At 51.1% G+C, this 18966-nt stretch carries 28 protein-coding genes; 17 read left to right on the top strand and 11 right to left on the bottom strand.

The window, feature by feature from the left end:
* Position 1 precedes the first annotated feature (1 nt).
* The 9 genes from H7A79_RS08905 to H7A79_RS08865 all read right to left on the bottom strand — a co-directional run bounded on the left by H7A79_RS08905 (position 2) and on the right by H7A79_RS08865 (position 4245).
* A complete protein-coding gene (locus H7A79_RS08905; RefSeq protein ID WP_187000008.1) occupies positions 2-562 on the bottom strand; it encodes a hypothetical protein in 561 nt (186 codons plus the stop codon).
* 119 nt (positions 563-681) lie between these two features.
* Entirely contained in the window at positions 682-1047 is a 366-nt protein-coding gene (locus tag H7A79_RS08900; protein ID WP_187000007.1) for a hypothetical protein, read from the bottom strand.
* Positions 1037-1318: a hypothetical protein gene (locus H7A79_RS08895; protein WP_187000006.1), complete on the bottom strand. Its 282-nt coding sequence runs from the start codon at positions 1316-1318 to the stop codon at positions 1037-1039. The genes H7A79_RS08900 and H7A79_RS08895 overlap by 11 nt, the downstream gene beginning before the upstream one ends.
* Positions 1315-1548: a hypothetical protein gene (locus H7A79_RS08890; RefSeq protein WP_187000005.1), complete on the bottom strand. Its 234-nt coding sequence runs from the start codon at positions 1546-1548 to the stop codon at positions 1315-1317. Before H7A79_RS08890 ends, H7A79_RS08895 begins: the two co-directional genes overlap by 4 nt.
* 20 nt (positions 1549-1568) lie before the next feature.
* The gene (locus tag H7A79_RS08885; RefSeq protein WP_187000004.1) at positions 1569-1766 is read right to left on the bottom strand and encodes a hypothetical protein; all 198 of its coding nucleotides are present in this window, start codon (positions 1764-1766) and stop codon (positions 1569-1571) included.
* Positions 1767-1829: 63 nt separating this feature from the next.
* Positions 1830-2684 carry a DUF2303 family protein gene (locus tag H7A79_RS08880; protein WP_187000003.1) on the bottom strand — a complete coding sequence of 285 codons (855 nt, stop codon included), beginning with the start codon at positions 2682-2684 and terminating at the stop codon, positions 1830-1832.
* Between the two features lie 56 nt (positions 2685-2740).
* The gene (locus H7A79_RS08875) at positions 2741-3106 is read right to left on the bottom strand and encodes a YfdP family phage-associated protein (RefSeq protein WP_187000002.1); all 366 of its coding nucleotides are present in this window, start codon (positions 3104-3106) and stop codon (positions 2741-2743) included.
* A 37-nt stretch (positions 3107-3143) separates the two neighbouring features.
* Complete coding sequence (locus H7A79_RS08870) at positions 3144-3335, bottom strand: hypothetical protein (protein ID WP_187000001.1); 192 nt, start codon at positions 3333-3335, stop codon at positions 3144-3146.
* Positions 3336-3543: 208 nt separating this feature from the next.
* Positions 3544-4245, bottom strand: a complete 702-nt coding sequence (locus H7A79_RS08865; protein WP_187000000.1) for a LexA family transcriptional regulator — start codon at positions 4243-4245, stop codon at positions 3544-3546.
* Positions 4246-4293: 48 nt separating this feature from the next.
* Here H7A79_RS08865 and H7A79_RS08860 point away from each other — a divergent pair, with 48 nt between their 5' ends.
* The 13 genes from H7A79_RS08860 (at position 4294) to H7A79_RS08800 (ending at position 16239) form a co-directional block, all read left to right on the top strand.
* On the top strand, positions 4294-4575 hold the full coding sequence (locus H7A79_RS08860; protein ID WP_186999999.1) for a hypothetical protein: 282 nt from the start codon (positions 4294-4296) through the stop codon (positions 4573-4575).
* A gap of 145 nt (positions 4576-4720) precedes the next feature.
* On the top strand, positions 4721-7651 hold the full coding sequence (locus tag H7A79_RS08855; protein WP_186999998.1) for a DUF5906 domain-containing protein: 2931 nt from the start codon (positions 4721-4723) through the stop codon (positions 7649-7651).
* A 417-nt stretch (positions 7652-8068) separates the two neighbouring features.
* Positions 8069-8449, top strand: coding sequence for a hypothetical protein (locus tag H7A79_RS08850; protein ID WP_246407842.1), 381 nt, complete (start codon positions 8069-8071; stop codon positions 8447-8449).
* Between the two features lie 164 nt (positions 8450-8613).
* Entirely contained in the window at positions 8614-8955 is a 342-nt protein-coding gene (locus H7A79_RS08845; RefSeq protein ID WP_353663615.1) for an HNH endonuclease, read from the top strand.
* A 144-nt stretch (positions 8956-9099) separates the two neighbouring features.
* Positions 9100-9684 carry a terminase small subunit gene (locus H7A79_RS08840; protein WP_186999995.1) on the top strand — a complete coding sequence of 195 codons (585 nt, stop codon included), beginning with the start codon at positions 9100-9102 and terminating at the stop codon, positions 9682-9684.
* Positions 9678-11366 (top strand): terminase large subunit, encoded by a 1689-nt coding sequence (locus H7A79_RS08835; protein WP_186999994.1) that lies wholly within the window; start codon positions 9678-9680, stop codon positions 11364-11366. Before H7A79_RS08840 ends, H7A79_RS08835 begins: the two co-directional genes overlap by 7 nt.
* A 42-nt stretch (positions 11367-11408) precedes the next feature.
* Positions 11409-12647: a phage portal protein gene (locus H7A79_RS08830; RefSeq protein WP_186999993.1), complete on the top strand. Its 1239-nt coding sequence runs from the start codon at positions 11409-11411 to the stop codon at positions 12645-12647.
* Complete coding sequence (locus H7A79_RS08825; RefSeq protein WP_186999992.1) at positions 12628-13281, top strand: HK97 family phage prohead protease; 654 nt, start codon at positions 12628-12630, stop codon at positions 13279-13281. Before H7A79_RS08830 ends, H7A79_RS08825 begins: the two co-directional genes overlap by 20 nt.
* Complete coding sequence (locus H7A79_RS08820) at positions 13278-14462, top strand: phage major capsid protein (RefSeq protein WP_186999991.1); 1185 nt, start codon at positions 13278-13280, stop codon at positions 14460-14462. The genes H7A79_RS08825 and H7A79_RS08820 overlap by 4 nt, the downstream gene beginning before the upstream one ends.
* A gap of 74 nt (positions 14463-14536) precedes the next feature.
* Complete coding sequence (locus H7A79_RS08815) at positions 14537-14785, top strand: hypothetical protein (RefSeq protein WP_186999990.1); 249 nt, start codon at positions 14537-14539, stop codon at positions 14783-14785.
* Complete coding sequence (locus H7A79_RS08810; protein ID WP_186999989.1) at positions 14772-15080, top strand: head-tail connector protein; 309 nt, start codon at positions 14772-14774, stop codon at positions 15078-15080. Before H7A79_RS08815 ends, H7A79_RS08810 begins: the two co-directional genes overlap by 14 nt.
* Positions 15081-15296: 216 nt before the next feature.
* Positions 15297-15503: a hypothetical protein gene (locus tag H7A79_RS08805; protein ID WP_186999988.1), complete on the top strand. Its 207-nt coding sequence runs from the start codon at positions 15297-15299 to the stop codon at positions 15501-15503.
* A 364-nt stretch (positions 15504-15867) separates the two neighbouring features.
* Positions 15868-16239: a DNA-methyltransferase gene (locus H7A79_RS08800; RefSeq protein ID WP_186999987.1), complete on the top strand. Its 372-nt coding sequence runs from the start codon at positions 15868-15870 to the stop codon at positions 16237-16239.
* Between the two features lie 96 nt (positions 16240-16335).
* Here the strand turns inward: H7A79_RS08800 and H7A79_RS08795 are convergent, their stop codons facing one another.
* Both H7A79_RS08795 and H7A79_RS08790 read right to left on the bottom strand, forming a co-directional pair.
* Positions 16336-16758 (bottom strand): type II toxin-antitoxin system HicB family antitoxin, encoded by a 423-nt coding sequence (locus H7A79_RS08795; protein ID WP_186999986.1) that lies wholly within the window; start codon positions 16756-16758, stop codon positions 16336-16338.
* A 33-nt stretch (positions 16759-16791) separates the two neighbouring features.
* Complete coding sequence (locus tag H7A79_RS08790; protein ID WP_186999985.1) at positions 16792-16968, bottom strand: type II toxin-antitoxin system HicA family toxin; 177 nt, start codon at positions 16966-16968, stop codon at positions 16792-16794.
* A gap of 101 nt (positions 16969-17069) precedes the next feature.
* Here H7A79_RS08790 and H7A79_RS08785 point away from each other — a divergent pair, with 101 nt between their 5' ends.
* The 4 genes from H7A79_RS08785 to H7A79_RS08770 all read left to right on the top strand — a co-directional run bounded on the left by H7A79_RS08785 (position 17070) and on the right by H7A79_RS08770 (position 18934).
* Positions 17070-17390: a phage head closure protein gene (locus tag H7A79_RS08785; protein WP_186999984.1), complete on the top strand. Its 321-nt coding sequence runs from the start codon at positions 17070-17072 to the stop codon at positions 17388-17390.
* A 2-nt stretch (positions 17391-17392) separates the two neighbouring features.
* A complete protein-coding gene (locus H7A79_RS08780; protein WP_186999983.1) occupies positions 17393-17893 on the top strand; it encodes an HK97-gp10 family putative phage morphogenesis protein in 501 nt (166 codons plus the stop codon).
* Positions 17883-18230, top strand: coding sequence for a tail completion protein gp17 (gene gp17, locus H7A79_RS08775; protein ID WP_186999982.1), 348 nt, complete (start codon positions 17883-17885; stop codon positions 18228-18230). Before H7A79_RS08780 ends, gp17 begins: the two co-directional genes overlap by 11 nt.
* A 62-nt stretch (positions 18231-18292) precedes the next feature.
* Complete coding sequence (locus H7A79_RS08770) at positions 18293-18934, top strand: phage tail protein (protein ID WP_186999981.1); 642 nt, start codon at positions 18293-18295, stop codon at positions 18932-18934.
* Positions 18935-18966 lie beyond the last annotated feature (32 nt).

Raw genomic sequence — 18966 nt, 5'->3', positions numbered from 1 at the left:
TTCATTTTCCTTGTTCCTGTTTTATCCGTTTGTTGTGTCTGTATGCGATGTCGCTGATTACGGGTTCGCTGTTTTTAAATGCCTGCATGTAGTGCGAGTAGTTGGCTATGCCGAGTATGGCTTTAAACTTTTCGCAGCTTTGGGTTAGGTGGCTTAATTCGGGGCCGGTGGCGATAAAGCGGCCGCGTTGTTTTTTGCGTTCGCCGATGGCGTCGATGATTTGAGTTGTTTTGTTTAAGGCATCTTCGCAGGCCGTCTGAATTTCGAGCCTTGCCAGCATGTCGGTTTCGGGGTTGTCGCTGTATTTGTCCAGTCCGCGTAATACGCCTAGCAGGTGGATATACAGATAGTGGTTTTCGATCAGGTGCCAAAACTGTGCTTCGGTGCATGTGCCGGTGCGGATGGCTTCGACGGCGGCGGCATAGGGTGCGGTGATGCTTGCTATTTCTTCGCCGCTTACCGGCTCTTTGCTGGTGGCGGCTTTAACGAGTATGTGCATCGGTATGCCGGTGTTGCTGTATGCGCGGTGTTTGCGGGGGTTGTAGCGTTTTCGGCGTTTCATGGTTGGGCCTTTAGAAAATCCATGCAAGCAATAAACCGCAGCCGATTCCGAGTAGGAAAATAATGGCAATGGCGATTAAAACCCATTTGTATAAATCATCAAATAATCCACTAAACATTTCAGTCTCCTTGTTTTTTCATTTCGTGGTCGATAGCTTCGCGGATGTTTTCAAATATGGGCAGGCGGTTTTCGCGGAAATTTCCGAGTGTGCAGAATCCGTTATAACCGTCGCAGACGATTGTTTGGTCGCTGTCTTCCAGTATTTTCTTTTCCATCCAGTTAAGGCGGGCTGTGTCGGGGTGTGAGACAATCTCAAGCCCATCAAAGGTATCTTCTATCCTAAGCCTTGCACTTGTTATGATTTCGGTTGCTCCATCATTATTTGAAATAGTCATAAATCCACATTCAGGAACATAACTAACAACTACGCACAAACCTAATCTTTTGTGCCGCACTATATCGCCGAACTTAAATTTATTTTCCATTTGTATATGCCTCTGCATCACCATTGAAAAACTCATAATCCATCTCTTCGTATGCCTTTTCCGCTTCAATTACATCGGCAATCGCGCGGGATTCTGCCGCGCTGATTAATTCGGCGGTGTTGTCGGCGGGTGCCGGGTTGGCTTGGGCGTATTGCTTTGAGGCCGTCTGAATGGCTGCGCTGGCGGTTTGTGCGCTGCATTTGCCTAAGATGGCAGCGGTGCCGAACAGTATTAGGGCAATATAGGTGCATAGTGCGGTTTGGGCTTTCATAGGTATTTTCTTTCTTTGTAGGTTTTGGGGTTTTCGGCCTGCATGATGGCAATCAGGCGTTGTTTGTATCGTGTTATGGCTGCGGTTTCGGTTTGGGCAAATGTTTTGGCGTGGCTGCGTTTTATCGTGCGTTTTACTTTGCCTTCCCTGTTTACTTTTTGCTCGGTGCTTTGCAGCGATATGGTTACGGTTTGTTCGCGTTTGTTATAGGTTTCTACCAACGTTTGCATGATTCCCCCCCCCCTGTGCTTTAGGCTGCTTCGATAACGGCTTGCAGGTCGTTTTCGGTCAGATACATTAGGGCGCGTTTGCAGGCGTTGATTTTGGTGTTGTGGGTGGGCGGCAACTCTAGGATGGTGTCGCCCCAGCCGTTGGTAATGGTGCAGCCGTATGCGCTGTTTTCTTCGGTTACGTTGATAACTAAGCTGTGTGTTTCGATGGTTTGCATGGTTTTCCCCTGTGGCGGCCGTCTGAAAAGTGTTTTTCCCGATTGTTTCAGACGGCCTGTTGGTTAAGGTCTGCCGAAATAGATGTCGATGTCGGCAAAGGCGTCTTGCAGGGTTTTGGCGATGTCTGCGGTGGCCTGTTCGATCACGGCTTCAATCTGCTGCAATTCGTACCACAGCACTAATGCACCGCTGTTTTTGTCGATCCGGAATTTCAGCAATGCTTCGACGAAGTAGGAATCGCCGCCTTGGAACGGGGTAAAGGCGATGGCGAAACGTTCAAACGCTTTCAGGTTGGTTTCCGTTTTGCCGGCATCCTCGGATTGGAAAGTGAAGTTAATGCGGCCGTCTTGCTCGCGGTAGCCTTGTTTAAAGGTGGTTTTTTCGGTGTATTCAAGGTTTAGTGCGAAATCCAGCACTTCGGCGGCAGTGGGGTAAACGGCGTTTTCGTTATCGGGGTTTTTGGATACGATGTCGCGGGCGCAGTTGGTTAAAAATGCGGCAAATTGCGCCTGATTCATTTTTTCGCCGGTGTTGTCCAGCCATTTTTTTGCGGCGGGCGTGTGGCGCGGCGAATAAAAGGCGCGGTGGTCTGCCCAATCGGCATCTTGCGATGTGTGGCCGTTGATGATGGCGGTAACTTCGATATTGCCTTTTGAGTAATCGGCATCCACGAAAACCTGTGTGCCTTCCTGTTGGTGCTTTTGCACATATTTAATCAGGCTGGCGGTATCGTGCAGGTGGGTGGTGCCTTTTTTGCGCAAAGGTTTATCTAATAGCTGGGTTTCAAATGCGTAGTCCCATGAATCTTTTCCGTTTGGATAAAAGATAACGGGCGTTCCGTTTGCACCTGATGTGATTACCGGTTGTTTGGCCGCGCTTAATGCGGTTTCGATGATGTTTTGCTGTTGTTTTTCCATTTCGGATTCTACTGTTTAAAGGTTGGCGGATTGAGCGGGGATATTCCCCGCCCGGGTTATTTGTTGTTGGCGGCTAATTTCAGCGGGGTTTTTTCGCTGTTTCCCGTGCCCTTCAGATTGAGCGTTCCTTGGGCAGGGTCGTCGGCTTGGATGTTGCCGTCGGGTGTGGCAAATACGATGCCGCCTTCGCGTTTTTCTTTCGGCAGTTTGCTGGTTACGTCGTGGCTGATTTTTACCGTGCCGTGTTGGATGTTTTGCGGCTGGATTTTCAGCTTCACGGTGATGTCGGCTTGTTTGCCGTGGGCTAATACGGCGCGTACTGCTTCGGCCATAGCTTCGCCGAGTTCTCGGTCGAGCCAGCCGCTGTTTACGGTGGGGATTTGTTTGCTGGCTAAGGCAAATTTTTTCTCTTCGGTTTTCATGATGGTTTCCTTGGTTGGTTGGGTTTGATGCCGTTGTTTAATCGGCATGGTTGGTTACAGCCTTTAAGGCGAATTCAAAATCATTCCACGCGGCTACGCCTTCTGCGGTTAAGCAACTGGCGGCAAAATTGATTGTGGGAATGAAGTGTTTTTTTAAATCAGCGGCGGTGGCTGCTAGGTGGGTGAGCCTCTCGTATTCTTGCTTGCTGATATTGATTTGTTCTTGCATGTTGTTTCCTTTGTGTTTTGTGTTTCGATGGGTGTATATTACCCTCGGGGAAAATAAATCGCAACACCTAAGGGTAAAATATTTTATTTGTATTTGATTTTTAATGTGATTTAATTTTCCTTTGGGTAAATTAAGGGTGAAAAAAGGCCGTCTGAAAAATGTATTTCAGACGGCCTTTGTTAGGAAATTGAAGAATAATTAGGAAGTTTTATATATCCATAAAGTCCAGCGGCAGCACTTTCCAGAATTTGCCGTGTACGGTTAATTGCTCGTATTCGGCGGGCGTGATTTGGAAGTCGGATTTGGCATAGGCTGGGTTGTCGCTGGTTACGAAGATTACCCCGCCTTTGCCCCGCGCCAACCGTTTGATATAGGTGTAGCCCTGAAAGGTAATCAGATATACGCCGCTGTTTTGAAATTCGGTTACGTCGGTTTTAATCAGTGTAACCGAGCGGCGCGGTATGGTCGGCTCCATGCTGTCACCGTCGGGCGGGCATAGCTGCACACCTTTCATGTTGGTGGTTCCCAGCAATTCTTGTAAGGCACTATTCGGTATTTCAATTGAGCGGAGCAGGTCGGGCGCGTCTCCGTTTATATAGCCATGCCCACATGATGCGGCCACGTCGAAAATGCGGAAAGTTGTTGTATCTTGGTTTTTTGATGTCATTACTGTCAGTATTTGACTGCCTTCGCCATCCATCCATGCTTTAGTTACGCCGAAAGTTTCAGCAATAATATCGAGCATGTCGTCGCCAATCCGTTTTCGGTGCGGATTGTCTTCTTCATACAGCATCCTTGATACATAGGATGCGGAACGACCGAGCCTATCGGCCAGTTCGCTTATTCTTCCGTTGCATACGGTGTCTTTGAGTTCTAGCAGACGTTGTCTGCGGTATTCGTATTTATCCATTCCTGTATTTTCCTATTTTTATACCCCAGGGTAAATTCCCTATAGGTATTGATTTTAACTTTACCTTTAGGTAAAATGGCAGAAACAGTAACAGGAGTGCATATGTGTCAGATTGATTTCAGCCCGTTGCGCTTGCATTTGAAGGGTTTGAGCAATGAAGAGAAAAATAAATTTGCTTCGGATTGCGGAACCAGCCTCGGATACATGCGAAAACGGATGTCTTTAAACAGGCCGTTTGGTTTTTTGATTGCGAGAAAAATTGCTGAAAAAGGGGTTATGACACCCCAGCAATTAAGGCCGAATGATTATGAAAACTATATTTGGAATTGATTTTTAACTAGCCAAATATCGTTTTAGCCCTTTTCCGCCATTCCCTGATACACAACACGCCGCATCGGGGTTTTTACCACCTGCCTTGTCCTTATAGGGGGGGGGCAGGCTTTTTTATGCCTAAATTTAGTAAGGCCGTCTGAAAATGAAGAAATTGGATTTTAAATCAGTTGCTGATGCTGCTCTTAATGCCGCCGATAATTTGTTGGCGGAGTGGTTGCCCGGCGGCAAATATAAAGGCCATGAGTTTTTTGCATTAAATCCAACCCGTGCCGACCGGCATTTGGGGTCGTTTGCCGTTAATACGCATTCCGGTGCGTGGGCGGACTACGCCACCGGTGATGCGGGCGGCGATTTAATCAGCTTGTATGCCTACCTGTTTACCAACGGTAATCAGGGCGACGCATTTCGGGCGGTGGCTGAGCGGCTGAATATTGGTAATTTTCAGCCTGTGCAGCGGGTGGAATGGGGCGGTACGCCGAAAACGGGTAATGCTAAATCCAAGCGCGACAGCTGGCGGCCTGTGGTGCCGTTTGATGAAGAACGTTTGCTTCATTTAAGCGGTTCGCGGGCATATTCTTTTGCGCGCAACGGGCGAGAAGAAGGTTTGCGGGCGGTGTACCGCGATGCCGAAGGCCGCCCCTTGTGTGTGGTGCAACGGTTTATCGAGCCGGGCGGCGGCAAGTCGGATTACCCTTTCTCGTGGTGCAATAACGCGGAAGGTGTGCAGCAATGGTGTAACCGGCGCGTTAACGACCCGCAGCCGTTGTTCGGTTTGGATGCGCTGGCGGCGCATCCTGATTTGCCGGTGCTGGTGGTTGAAGGCGAAAAATGTAAGATTGTGGCCGATGCCAGCGGGTTGTTGGGCGGCTGGGTAGTGGTGTCGTGGCTGGGTGGTTGTAACGGCTGGAAAAAGGCGGATTGGCAGCCGCTGTCGGGTAGGAATGTGGTGCTGTGGCCTGATTGCGACAGCCAACGCGAGAAATTGACCAAAGCGGAAGCGGCGGCGGGCATCGACCCTCACAGCAAGCCGTTTTTGGCCAAGGCGGAGCAGCCCGGCTTTAAGGCTATGGCGGGTATCGCCGAAAAGCTGGCCGGTTTGGACTGCTCCGTGCGTATGGTGCAGATTCCCGAACCGGGTGTGTGGCCGTGCGGTTACGATATTGCAGATGCTTTTGCCGATGGCGGCAAACTGATAGACCCTGTGGCGGCTTTGGCCGATTCTGCCCTTATCCCGTGGCCGTCTGAAAATGCGGAATCTTTCCCGCACCTTTCTTATGATGAGCGCGTGCGCGAAACGACGCACGCGGCAAATGAAGGGGGAGCGGGGGCGGATTATGCCGAAAACAACGGCTGGCGGGATGATGAGTTGGCGGAATCTGACGATGAAATGCACAGTTTGATGGCTGATTTGTTGGAAAATTACAGCCAAATCGGTTTAAAAATGAAAGCGGTTAACCTGATAACGGGGGAAACTTTTACACGCTCGCAAATGGAAAAAATATTTACCAAGTTTGCGGTTAATGCTTGGTTTAATTCGCCGAACCGTAAAACGATGGCTGAATTTCAGGCGGAGATCACCATCAAGCAACGGCGTTTGGAAGCGTTGGCGGAATATGACAATTTCGGCGGTATGATTGACCGCTACATCTATCTTGACGGTACAACCGATGCGTTTGATGTTGCTTTGGGTAAGATTGTTTCGCTGGCTGCGGTTAAGGCGGCGTTTCCGGAACAATGCGAGAATTGGCAAAAATCGGCGGCGCGTAAGGTGTGCCCGATGAGCAATTATGTTTTTGAGCCTGCCTTGCCACCCGGTATCAGTTATACCAGGGATGGAGAAAAAGTTAAATTTATCAATATGTTTAAAGGTTTGCCGGTTAAATCTGATGAACCTGATATGCTGTTTCCGTCTGAAACGCCGCTGGAGAAAATCAAGGCGGCTTATCCCAAATGCAAGCATATTATCGGCCTGATTGAGCATCTTTGCGGCGGCAACGGCAGGATGTCGGGCGATGTGACGGAATGGGTTTTAAATTGGTTGGCCTGCCGTTTCAGATGGCCGCAACGCAAACCGGCTACGGCTTTGGTGTTTATTTCCGAAACGCAGGGGGTGGGTAAATCGACGCTGGGCAATAAGGTTTTGAAAGAGTTGTTTGGTGATTATTTTGTGAAACTCAATCAAAATGCACTGGAAAGCCAGTTTAATGCACCGTTTCAAAACAGGTTGGTAACGGTGTTCGAGGAAATCAGCCCGTCTGACGAACGCAAAAACGTTATCGGCAAGTTTAAGGATATGATTACGTCTGAAACCATTATGATTGAGCGTAAAGGCAAAGACCCGCTGGAATATTCGGACTACAATTCGTTTTTGGTTTTTTCAAATGACGAAAAAGCGATACCTATCGAAGCAAACGACCGTCGCTTTATGGTGATGGAAATCCGGGAAAAGTTTTCTGATGCGCAATATGAGGCATTGCAGGCGGAAATCGATGCGGGCGGTATTCAGGCGTTTGCCGATTTTCTGTTTGCCTTGCCGTTGCAATACACGGCAGGTTATCAGCGGCAGGATGATGGCGGCAATATCCGCATGGTGCCTGTGCGGGCAACGTTTACGCCGCATACCAAGCCATTGCCAACTCCGATTAAAAACCGCATGATCGGACTTAATAAATCGGGATGGGAAGCATTTTTCGATGATTGGTATCAAGGCGAGCTTGGTTTGCCGTTTATAACCTGTGCCGCCGCGGATTTGTGGGCCGTTTATAAGGCGTGGTGTGCGGATACCAAAACTTTCAGCATGACGCAAAAGAATTTCTACGCCAGCATAGCCAAACGGTTGCAGGATATACGCACCCGTGTTAAGGTTGACGGAGTTGAAAAACGGCTGCGGATTTTTATCGTGCCGCATTCGTGGATGAGCAAGCGCGATCAGGATAGATACCCGGAGCCGAATACGGGGGCAGTATTTAACGGTGATTCAAATACAATTAATAAGGCTGATTATTTCGGCAGACAAATATCAGCATTTAATGCGGCGGCCAGTGTTGATTTGCCACATTTGAAAAATTTGTAACACTTGTCCATATTTTTGCCCCACTTGTCCACACTTGACCATACTTTCGGACGGGCTGAAAGCCTTTAAATTCAGCACTTGTCCAACTTGTCCACCTTTTTTAAAGTTCTATACGCGCGTGATAAAAATCATGCGCGTATTTTTTTACTAGTGCTTTTTTGATATTTATTTTTTGTATCACGCATGCGGAATATATAAATTACTATGGACAAGTTGGACAAGTGCTGAATTTAAAGGCTTTCAGCCCGTCCGAAAGTATGGTCAAGTGTGGACAAGTGGGGCAAAAATATGGACAAGTGCAACATATTTGTTTTGGATGTTGCGATTTGATAAAATCAAGCCTTAATAAACAAAGCCCTGCGATAGATTCAGACGGGGCTAATGGCAAAATCCGTGCGGCGTGGAAAAGCACGGGAAATGAAACTTGATGATTTGTTGTTATGGTGGGCGGAATGGTCTGCCAAGCGTGAAGATGGCGGCTTAGGTTTTGGTGTAAGCCGTGTGAATTTTTGGATGTCGGGTGGTGTGGTTGTCGGCAATACCGGCGGTACTGCCAATCTGCCTTACGGTGTTGACGTTGATTCGATTGCGTCGGTAATGGATAGGGCGATTTGTAAGCTGTCCACGCGGCGGCGTGAAATATTGATGGTCGAGTACCGTGAGATTGGCACGCAGGCGGCGAAGGCGGCAGGGCTTAAGCGGCCTGTTTCGTTGGATACCTATAAGCGCATTCTGCGAAATGCCCGATGGAACTTGGAAGCGGATGCAGATGTTAAACGCCTGTTAAAAACCTGTTGACAACCGTACCACTTTTTTGTTTAAATTATGGCAAATTAGTTTTGTTGCGTTTGAAGCAAGCTTAGAACAGTTTTAAAAGGCCGTCTGAATAGATTTCAGACGGCCTTTGCTATGGGTGGTTAGTTATGGGTAGGTTGAAAACCGTTAGTCCGCGATTGTCGGGATTGGATGCTAAATTGCCTGTTGTGGGCGGTGTGCCTGGTTCGGCTCGTGCGGCTAAGGGCGCAAGCAGTGCGGCGCGTGGCTACGGCTACCGTTGGCAGCGTGAGCGTGCGGCATTTTTGGCGGAAAATCCATTGTGTGTGATGTGTAGTACGGATTTATCTCCCGTTGCTGCCATGGTGGTTGACCATAAAACGCCGCACGGCGGCAACGATGCGCTGTTTTGGGATAAATCAAACTGGCAGCCGTTATGTAAAAAATGCCATGACAGCATTAAACAGTGTGCCGAGCATTTGGCCCGTAGGGATGGGGGGGTTAAAAGTTCGGAGGGCTTTCCCTTCTAGACCGCCCGCCCTCCCATTTGCAGAATTTTTTCCTGTGGGAAGTTGTTAAAGCCAATTTTTAACAGGCTGATTAATATGTTGATTTTGGCATTTTATGCTACTTAGGCACCGCTTTGTCGGTGCTTTTTTTGTTAGGGTGTCGTTATGGCAATGAACGAACAAAAAGAAGCATTCGCCAAAGCGAAAGTACGCGGCTTGAGTAATCGGGAAGCGGCAATCGCTGCCGGTTACAGCGCAAAAACAGCCAGTGCCAGCGGTTCGCGGTTGGCAAAAGATGAAGATGTGCTGGCCGAAATCGCAAGCTTAAAGGAAGCCGGCTATGCAGCCGCACCGGAGCGGGCAGCTGATGGCGTGCGTGCGCATTTGCCGTCTGCATCGTTGCCTGCGGACGAGGCTGAAAAGGCCGAACAGGCGGAGTCTTCCGAAAGCCTCGACAGAATAGCCCTTGCCGCCCGCGAGCGTGCCATTGTGCGAGGAACGACTATCGAACTTGACGGCGTGGTATACGACCAAACCGACCCGAAAGACCAGTTGATTTTGTGTCAGCTTGGTGTTTTATCACTTAACCGGCAGCAAATCGAAGCGGCGAAATCCTTATTGCCCTACCATCACGGCAAAGTTGCCGATATGGGCAAAAAAGATGCGGAACGGGAAGCCGCGCGTAATGCGATGGGCGGCCGGTTCGGCACGATGCAGCCGCCAGAACCAATGCAGGGCAGGTTATGTTGAAAAAATCATGGTCGACCGCCTGCCCCGATTGGAAGCGGCGGATTATCGCCGGAGAAAGCCTGATACCGCTTGACCCGCTGTTTAAAGAATCCGCCGAACTGGCTTTAAAGATATTCAAACAGTTGCGTCTGGTGGATGTGCCGGGCGAACCCATGATGGGCGAAGTAACGCGTGAATGGGTTTACGAATTTGTAGCGGCCATTTTCGGCGCATACGACCCGCAGAGCGGCGTGCGGCTGATTCAGGAATTTTTCCTCCTAATCAGCAAAAAAAACATGAAATCCACATTGGCGGCCGGCGTGATGCTTACTGCGCTGATTCTTAACTGGCGGCGGGAGGCGGAATTTTTCATCATTGCGCCAACTGTGGAAGTGGCAAACAACAGTTTCAAACCGGCAAAGGCCATGATAAGGGCGGATAACGAATTATCAGACCTGTTCCAAGTACAAGACCACACCCGCACCATCATTCACCGCATGACCGGTGCCACCCTGAAAGTTTTGGCCGCCGAAAGTGATACCGTTGCGGGTATCAAAGGCACGGGGGTATTGATTGAGGAAGTTTGGCTGTTTGGTAAACGCGCCAAGGCGGCGGATATGTTCACTGAAGCCAAGGGCGGTTTGGCTTCGCGCCCGGAGGGGTTTGTGATTTACCTCTCCACCATGTCGGACGAGGCACCCGCAGGCGTATTTGCCGACCTGCTGAAACGCGCCCGAGAAATCCGCGACGGTAAGCGCATCGACAACCGCATGTTGCCGGTAATGTACGAATTTCCGCAGGAAATGTTGGATAACGGCACCTACCGCCTGCCTGAAAATTTCTATGTTACCAACCCGAATTTGGGCGCATCGGTTTCCGAAGCATACCTAACCGGCGAATTTGAAACCGCCAAGGCAGACGGCGAAATTGCCTTGCGGCGGTTTATGGCAAAGCATTTAAACGTGCAGATTGCCCTATCCCTAACCGCCGATTACTGGCCGGGCGCCGAATTTTGGGAAAAAAGCGGCAAAGAGCCGCAAGTCAGCCTTGATTGGCTGCTGGAGCATTGCGAAGTTATCGATATAGGCGTTGACGGCGGCGGATTGGATGACTTGTTGGGCATATCGGCGGTAGGCCGTCTGAAAAGCAACCCGCGCATGTGGGCTGGCTGGTTTCATGCGTGGGCGCACCCGTCCGTGTTGGAGCGGCGGAAAGAAATTGCGCCCCGCCTGCTGGATTTCGCCAAACAGGGCGATTTAACGCTGGTAAACCGCATCGGCGACGACAGCGACGAAGTGGCCGCCATCGTAGCGCAGGTATACGCCAGCGGCCTGTTAGATAAATGCGGACTAGACCCGCACGGAGTGGGGTCGATACTCGACGCCATGTTGGAACAGGGCGTACCCGAAGAATCGGTTGTCGGGGTTAGGCAGGGTTGGCAGCTTGGGGCGGCGGTAAAAACCGCCGAACGCAAGCTGGCTGAGGGCTGTTTTATCCATAGCGGCAGCAATATGATGAATTGGGTGGTCGGTAATGCCAGAGTCGAACAGCGAGCCAACGGCATACTTATTACCAAGCAAGCCAGTGGTACCGCAAAAATCGACCCGCTGATGGCATTTTTCAACGCTGTTTCGCTGCTTTCGCTAAATCCGGTAGCCAAAGGCAGTGTGGACGATTTTTTAAATGATATGATTATTGCTTAGGCCGTCTGAAACCTTCAGACGGCCTTTTGCATAGGAATAAGCATGGCAGATTTGGAAAGAGTGGGCTTTTGGTCGCGTTTTTTTGGCAGCTTTACCGGACGCCACCATTTAGACAAAGGCGGCACCGCGCCGCCGGTTACGGGTGCCGCAACTGCATCTGGCAGCATCGTAACCGCCAACGCCGCCCTGAAAATATCGGCAGTATGGGCGTGCGTGCGGCTTCGCGCCGAAACCGTTTCCACACTGCCGCTGCATTTGCGTACCAATGCCGGCGAATTTGCCACCGACCACCCGCTCTACGGTATTTTGCACGACACGCCCAACGCCGATATGTGCGCGGCCGAATTTTGGCAGGCCATGACCGCCTCGCAGGATTTGTGGGGAAACGCATATGCCCGAATACACCGCAACAGCGGCAGCGGCGTGGTGGCACTTGAACCGCTTGATTCCGAAAGCATGGCTGTGGCGCGCACCGAAGGCGGCGCCATCGGCTACCGATACGCCAAAGGCGGAAAAATCAAAGAATATTCCGAAGCCGATATTCTGCATTTTCGCGGTTTTTCGCTTGACGGATTGGTTGGTTTAAGCCCGATACGCTACGCCGCCGAAACACTGGGCGGGCAGTTGGATGCCAACAAAGCCGCGCAGCACGAGTTTAAAAACGGCCTGAAGGCGGGCGGATTTCTGAAAACGGGCGATCGGGTTTTAACGCAGCAGCAACGTACCGATTTGCGGGCGCATATGGCGGAATTTTCCAAACCTGAAAACGCCGGCAAATTTATGGTGCTTGAAGCGGGTATGGATTTGGCGGGCAGCGGCAGTATCCGTATCAACCCCGCCGACGCGCAGCTTTTGGAATCGCGCCATTTCGGCATTGAAGAAATCTGCCGCGCTTTCGGCACGCCTCCGCAACTTATCGGGCATACCGACAAGGCCAGCAGTTGGGCAAGTAGCTTGGAAACAACCAATATCGGTTTCTTAACCTATTCGATAAGCCCTTTATTGGTGCGGTTTGAGCAAACCATAACCCGCAAACTGCTGAAACCTGCCGAGCGCAGCAAATACAGCCCGAAATTCAGCGTGGAAGGCTTGCTGCGGGCAGACAGTTCCGCCCGCGCCGCGTTTTATAACCAAATGCTGCAAAACGGCGTGATGAGCCGTAACGAAGTGCGGCGGCTGGAAAACCTGCCGCCAGTAGAAGGCGGTGATGTGTTGACTGTGCAGGTAAATATGACAACCCTCGATAAGGTAGGAAACAGCAATGAAAACCAAGCATCTTGAAATAGCGCTTGAAATCAAATCAGTTGATGAAAACGGCACATTTACCGGCTACGGAAGCGTGTTTCACAATGAAGACAGCTACGGCGATATTGTGCGACCCGGTGCCTTTAAAAAGAGCTTGGAGAAATGGGCAGCAAAAGGCCGTTTGCCGCCCATGCTTTGGCAGCATTGGCGCGGCGACCCTATCGGTGTGTTTACCAAAATGCAGGAAGACGACCACGGCTTATATGTCGAAGGCCGCCTGCTGATTGATGATATTCCGCAAGCCCGCGCCGCTTATGCGCTGCTGAAAGAAAAAGCATTGGGCGGCATGTCGATTGGTTACAGAGAAATTACCACACGGCAAAACGAAGACGGCACGCAAGATTTGTTGGAATTGGATTTGTGGGAAGTTTCCATCGTTACATTTCCGGCAAACGAAGCCGCCACGGTTGACAGCGTGAAAGCCGATTTTTCAGACGGCCTGCCCACGCTGCCCGAATTTGAAAAATTTCTGCGCGATGCAGGGTTTTCCAAAGCGCAAGCTACTGCCATTGCTTCACACGGTTTGCGCCAACTTTTGCGTGATGCAGAAGACCCCGAAGCAAAAGATATTGAATCCGCTTTAAATATTTTGAAAGGTATCAAGCAATGAGCGAAAACATTAAAGAATTGGCCGCCGAATTCGCCAAAGCCAAAAGCGACGTGCAGGCTTTGGGCGACGAAATCAAAGGCCGTATGGAAAAAGGCGAGCAAAATTTTAACGCCTTGAAAGAACAGGCCGACGAAGCGCTGGTTAAAATGAACGATATTTTTCCGCGCTTGCAGGAACTGGAGCAGAAACAAGCGCGCGAAGGCGGCGAACCCGAAGGCCGTAAATCGCTGGGCGCACTGATTGCCGCTGCCGATGGTGTGAAAGAAATTGCAGAATCCACCGTAAGCGGTAAATCCTGCGGTATCCACGTTAAGGCCACAATCAGCAGCCTGACCACCGATACCGACGGCGCGGCAGGCGTATTGGTAACGCCCGACCGCCAAGGCGGCATTCTTGCCATGCCCGAACGCCGCCTGACGATTCGCGATCTCTTGGCTAAAGGCACAACCGGCAGCAATACTATTACCTATGTGCGCGAAACGGGTTTCAACAATAACGCCAAAGCCAAAGGCGAAGGAGAGGCGTTTGAATATTCAGACCTGAAATTCACCGAAGTGGAAACATCGGTGAAAAACATCGGCCATCTGCTCAAAGCCAGCAAAAACATTTTGGCCGATGCCGCCCAACTGGAATCGTTTATCAACCACCGCATGGTTTACGGCTTGAAAGAAGTCGAAGACCGCCAACTGCTTAACGGCGACGGCAGCGGCCAAAACCTGAAAGGTATTCTGCCGCAGGCCACCGCCTTTGCCGACCCGGCCAATATGGCGAAATACACCATTATCGACCAATTGCGCCTTGCCGCCTTGCAGGCCGCTTTGGCAGAGTATCCCGCCAGCGGTTTTGTGCTGAACCCTGTTGATTGGGCGAAAATCGAACTGCAAAAAGACGAAACCGGCCGTCTGATTATCGGCAACCCGCAAGACGGCGCAACGCCGCGCCTGTGGCGGCTGCCGGTAGTAGAAACCGTGGCCTTGGCGGGCGGCACATTCCTGGCCGGTGCCTTCACGTTGGGCGCGCAAGTGTTCGACCGCGAAGAAGTCGGTGTGGAAATCGCCACCACCAACCAAGACGATTTCGAAAAAAACCTCGTTACCATCAAATGTTACGAGCGCTTGGCGTTGGCCGTTTACCGCCCCGAAGCCTTTATTAAAGGCACTTTGGCGGCCAAAACCGCTTAATCCTCAAACAGGAAGCAGGAACCATTTTGTTGTTCCCGACAAAATGGTTCCTGCTGATTAAAAAGGAAACCATCATGAAAAAATACCGTGTTTTAGAACAACACTTCGGCGACAGGCAATACTGGGCGGGCGAAACCCGCGAATTGCACGAATTGGACGCTGCCGCCCTGATTGAAGCGGGATTGATTGCCGAAATCGATGGCGAAGCCGAAGCGGCGGCCAAGGCCGCGCAGGAAGCCGAAAAAGCCCAAGGCGGCGACTTGCTGGACAAGGCCGAAGCAGGCGCACCGCAAAACAAAGGTACCGGCGATGGTAACGCTTGAGCAAATCCGCGGCCATTGCCGGATTGACGACGACAGCGAAGATGCGCTGTTGGAACAATACCGGCAAGCGGCATTGGAAACGCTGAAAACGCAAACCGGCCGCAACTGGTACGGGGAGGATGCCGAGATACCCGCAACCGACCCCGACGGCCTGCACTATACCGCTGCGGCGGTGCAGGCGCTGTTGTTGCTGATTGGCGGCTGGTATCAAAACCGCGAATCGGCGTCGGCGCAAAACGAAATCCCCGCCGCTTTTTGGCATTTGGTGCAGCCCTACCGGCTTTACGGTGTGTAGCCATTTTCTGCTACCGGGAAAATGGTTCTGTGAGGTTAAGTGTAATCCGTACACCGCCTGAAAAACACTTTTCTGCTTTTGTTATCCGTTTGCGGCTGATACGGCGTGCCGCACCGTCTTGAAAAAGGGATATGCCGCCCCTCTCTTTCAATCGGCACAACCAAACAGGCCGTCTGAACAGCAGATTTCAGACGGCCTGTTTACCATGATGCACACATGAAACAGCATATTTTGAGCTATATCAAAGCCAACCCGGGCGCAACCTGCACGGCAGTAAACCGCTGGCTTCGCCGCGACCAAAGTTTGACCGATTATGTCACAACCCGCCGTGATCTCGATGAAATGGTTTCAGACGGCCTGATTGAGGCGCGGGAATATCGCGGTATTACCTATTTTTATCTGGTCGGAAGCGCTGCACAATAACGACCGATACTTGATGTCGGCATAGGGCATTTGCAATTGCTGATGGCGTCTTTGGAAGAACAATAATATGCAGAAACAGGAATTTGACGGTGCTACGCTGTATCTTGGTGATTGTGCTGATGTGTTGCCGGTAGTGTTGTCTGAAAATAAGGTTGATGCGCTTATTTCCGACCCGCCTTATGTTTTGCAGGCTGGGGGCGGAAATTTGGGGGGGCAACGTAAGTATATGGCTGATATAAACCGGCATTTGGATGGAGGTTTTGATATATCCATATTACAAAACTTTGAAAATTGGCTGGTATTTTGTGCAAAATCGCAGCTTGTTGAAATCATTGTTCAGGCCAAATCTCAAGGATTGAATTGGATGGTTTTAACGTGGAACAAGAAAAATCCGACCCCGCTTACCTGCAACACCTATCTGCCCGATACAGAATACATGATACACGGCTACAGGAAACATATATGGGAAAGCAAAACCCGTTTTGTAGTGGGAAATGTGGAAAAAAACCCGTTCGACCACCCTACCGTAAAGCCTCAATATGTGATGAACAAAGCGGTGATGTCTGCCAGTGAAAAAGGTGATTTGATTCTCGACCCGTTTATGGGCACAGGCAGCACCGGCGTTTCTGCACTTAGGCTTGGCCGCCGCTTTATCGGTATCGAAAAAGAGCCGAAATACTTCGATATTGCCTGCCAGCGCATCGAAAACGCCTTGTCGCAAGGGGTGTTGTTTTAAGGCCGTCTGAACATCGTCAATTCCACTCCAAAACTGAGCCATAGTTGTGGTCTAAAATTGAGCCACTCTATGAACGGTGGTTCAGACGGCCTTATGTTATGCTGAAACCGTATTGACGGTCAAGTGTTTGCCCAACTGCATCAGGGCGCGGGCGATGGTGTCGATTTTGGTTGTGTGGTTGAGGTTGGTGATGCGCTGCACTTCCTGCGGGCGGATTTCCATGCGCCGCGCCAGTTCGGCATTGCTGATGTTTTGCGCCAGCATTTCGTTGAGCAGCAGCACTTTGGCAAACACGCTTGCAGGCAGGGCAACCCACTCTTCGCCTTTTTTCGGTTTGGAAGGCAGCGGCACCGGGCGGCGGTCTTCAAAATAGAAATCCATTGCCGAAAGCAGCACATCTGCCGCCATTTCGCGGGCTTCGGTTAAATCGTCGCCCTGTGTGATGGCTTCGGGTATGTCGGGGAAAGTAACCACATAACCGCCCTCTTCGGCGGGTGTGAACGCGGCGGGATAAAACATGATATTCCTTTCAAAGCCCCTTGCGGGGCTTGGTTATTTTAAGCCTAACTGTTTTTTGATGCCCTGCACCAAACCTGTTTTTAATTCCTTGCCCGGGTGGCGGGGCAGGTGGGATTGTTTGCCGTTGTAGAAAAGTTTGATGTGTTTCGTACCCTCTCTGGTTTCAACCCCTTGTGCAATCAGCCACTTTAGGAACTCGCTTTGCTTCATATCATTTCTGCCCTCCGCTTTGTTGCGATGGAATAATTATAAGCAAAAATGATTATAAAGGCAAGTGCATTAATAAACATTTTTGATTATTGGTGAATGATATGGAAGCAGGAACGCTGAACTGCCGTATTGAAATACAGGCCAAGCACAAAGCGACCGATGCTGCGGGCGCAACCGTTACTGAATGGCGGCCGCTGATGAAGCTGTGGGCGAATATCCGCCACACATCGGGCGCGGAAACCATTAAAGGCGATATGGAGGTGGGTATTGTAAAAGCCAGTATCCGCGTGCGCTGGAATCCGAAAATCACGGCGGATATGCGCGTGGTGCTGAAAAACGGCGATATTTACGATATTAAATCCGTGCTGCCTGATTTGACGCTGCGGCGGTTTGTAGATTTGGTGTGTGAAAAGGCAGGTTAGCCGTGTTGGAGGTGGATGTTGATTTGTCGGCGGCGCTCGGCAGGCTGGCCGATGTCAAGGAAGAGGCGGGCAAGGCGGTTAGGTATGCCGTTGTCAAGGCAGCCTGGATGGTTAGGTTGGAAGTTGAAGAGCGGGCGCCGCGAAGCGAAGCGGCGCACTGGTTTTACAGCACCGCATCGGGCGGGATGCCGCATGTTTTCAGCCGTGGCAGAAATAAGGGGCGGTTAGGTTCCAAATATCTGTTCAGGCCGGGCGATTTGAAAAAATCGGTTTATATGGCCGAAGTGAAAGAAGAATCGGTGCCGCTGGAAAGGGCGGTTTACCGTGTTTCGTTCCGCAAGGTTTCCACTTCCAAGGGCTATGTGCCTTATGCGCGGTGGGTTGAGTTCGGCACGGCGCGAATGCCGGCGGTGCCGTTTCTGCGCCCGGCGTTCGATGCCAAGCGGCGGCAGGCGGAGCAGATGATTGTGGAAATCGTGGAAAGGGCGGTTTATGGCGGTTGAAGCGTTGGTGGTGCGGGCTGTGAAGTCGGTGTCGCCTGAAACGGATGTTTACCATGATTTCGCGCCGGATAACGCGGTGGTTCCGTTTGTGGTTATCCAGCGCGTGGGCGGTGAGGGAAATCTTTATTTGGACAACCAAACCGGCGGCGGTTATCAAGTGCGCGTGCAGGTTTCTGTGTGGGCGGCCGACAGGCTGGCGGCGGTGGAATTGTCTCAGCAAATCGAATCGGCGTTAAGTTTGCAGGCGCGCTCGGCGGCACTCGGCGCGGCCTTGTCGGCATACGACCCCGATACGGGGTGGCGCGGTATGCAGCAGGATTTTTATGTGTTTTCGTAGCCGTCTGTTTCAGACGGCCTTTTTTTACCCGCTTCGGCGGGTTTTCTTTTTGGAGTATGGCAATGGCTTTGACTTTACCGAACGGCTCGACCGTTCATATCGGTTCGGCGCTTGACGTTGAAAAAACCGCGACCGCCGTAACCAATGCCGCCGAGGCGGTGGTTACTTCCACCGGCCACGGTTTGGCAACGGGCGATTATATCGTTTTCGACAGCGGCTGGAGCAAGTTATACGGCCGTGTTTTTCGTGTAACGCAAACAACGGCGGATGCGTTTAAGCTGGATGGTTTGAACACCACTTCAACCGCTGATTATCCGGCAGGTGCCGGCGGCGGCAAGTTCCGCAAGGTGAAAACTTGGACGCAGCTTTCTCAGATTTTGGAAGTGTCGATGTCAGGCGGCGAACAGCAGTATTACAACTACGGCTTTTTGGAAGACGATTTTGAGCGCCAGCTTCCCACCGTGAAAACGGCGATGTCGTTCACGTTCGGGGTGGCTGACGACCCAACGCTGCCCGGTTATAAAGCGGCGGTGGCTGCGGGCGAAAGCAAGGTGCGCACGCCTATGCTTATCCGCTTGTCAAACGGCGGTGCGATTGCCTATAACGGGTTGTTCAGCGTGAATAAGGTTCCGACGCTTACCCGCAACGAAGGTATGAAAATCAATATTTCATACGCACTTGATGGCGAAATCAGCCGTTATTAACCCTGTTTGGCCGTCTGAAACCGTTTCAGACG

Origin of the sequence: Neisseria musculi (assembly GCF_014297595.2) — a bacterium.
Classification (GTDB): Bacteria; Pseudomonadota; Gammaproteobacteria; order Burkholderiales; family Neisseriaceae; genus Neisseria; species Neisseria musculi.
The sequence above is the reverse complement of the archived record's forward strand: the minus strand, read 5'-3'. Positions and strand labels throughout refer to the sequence as shown.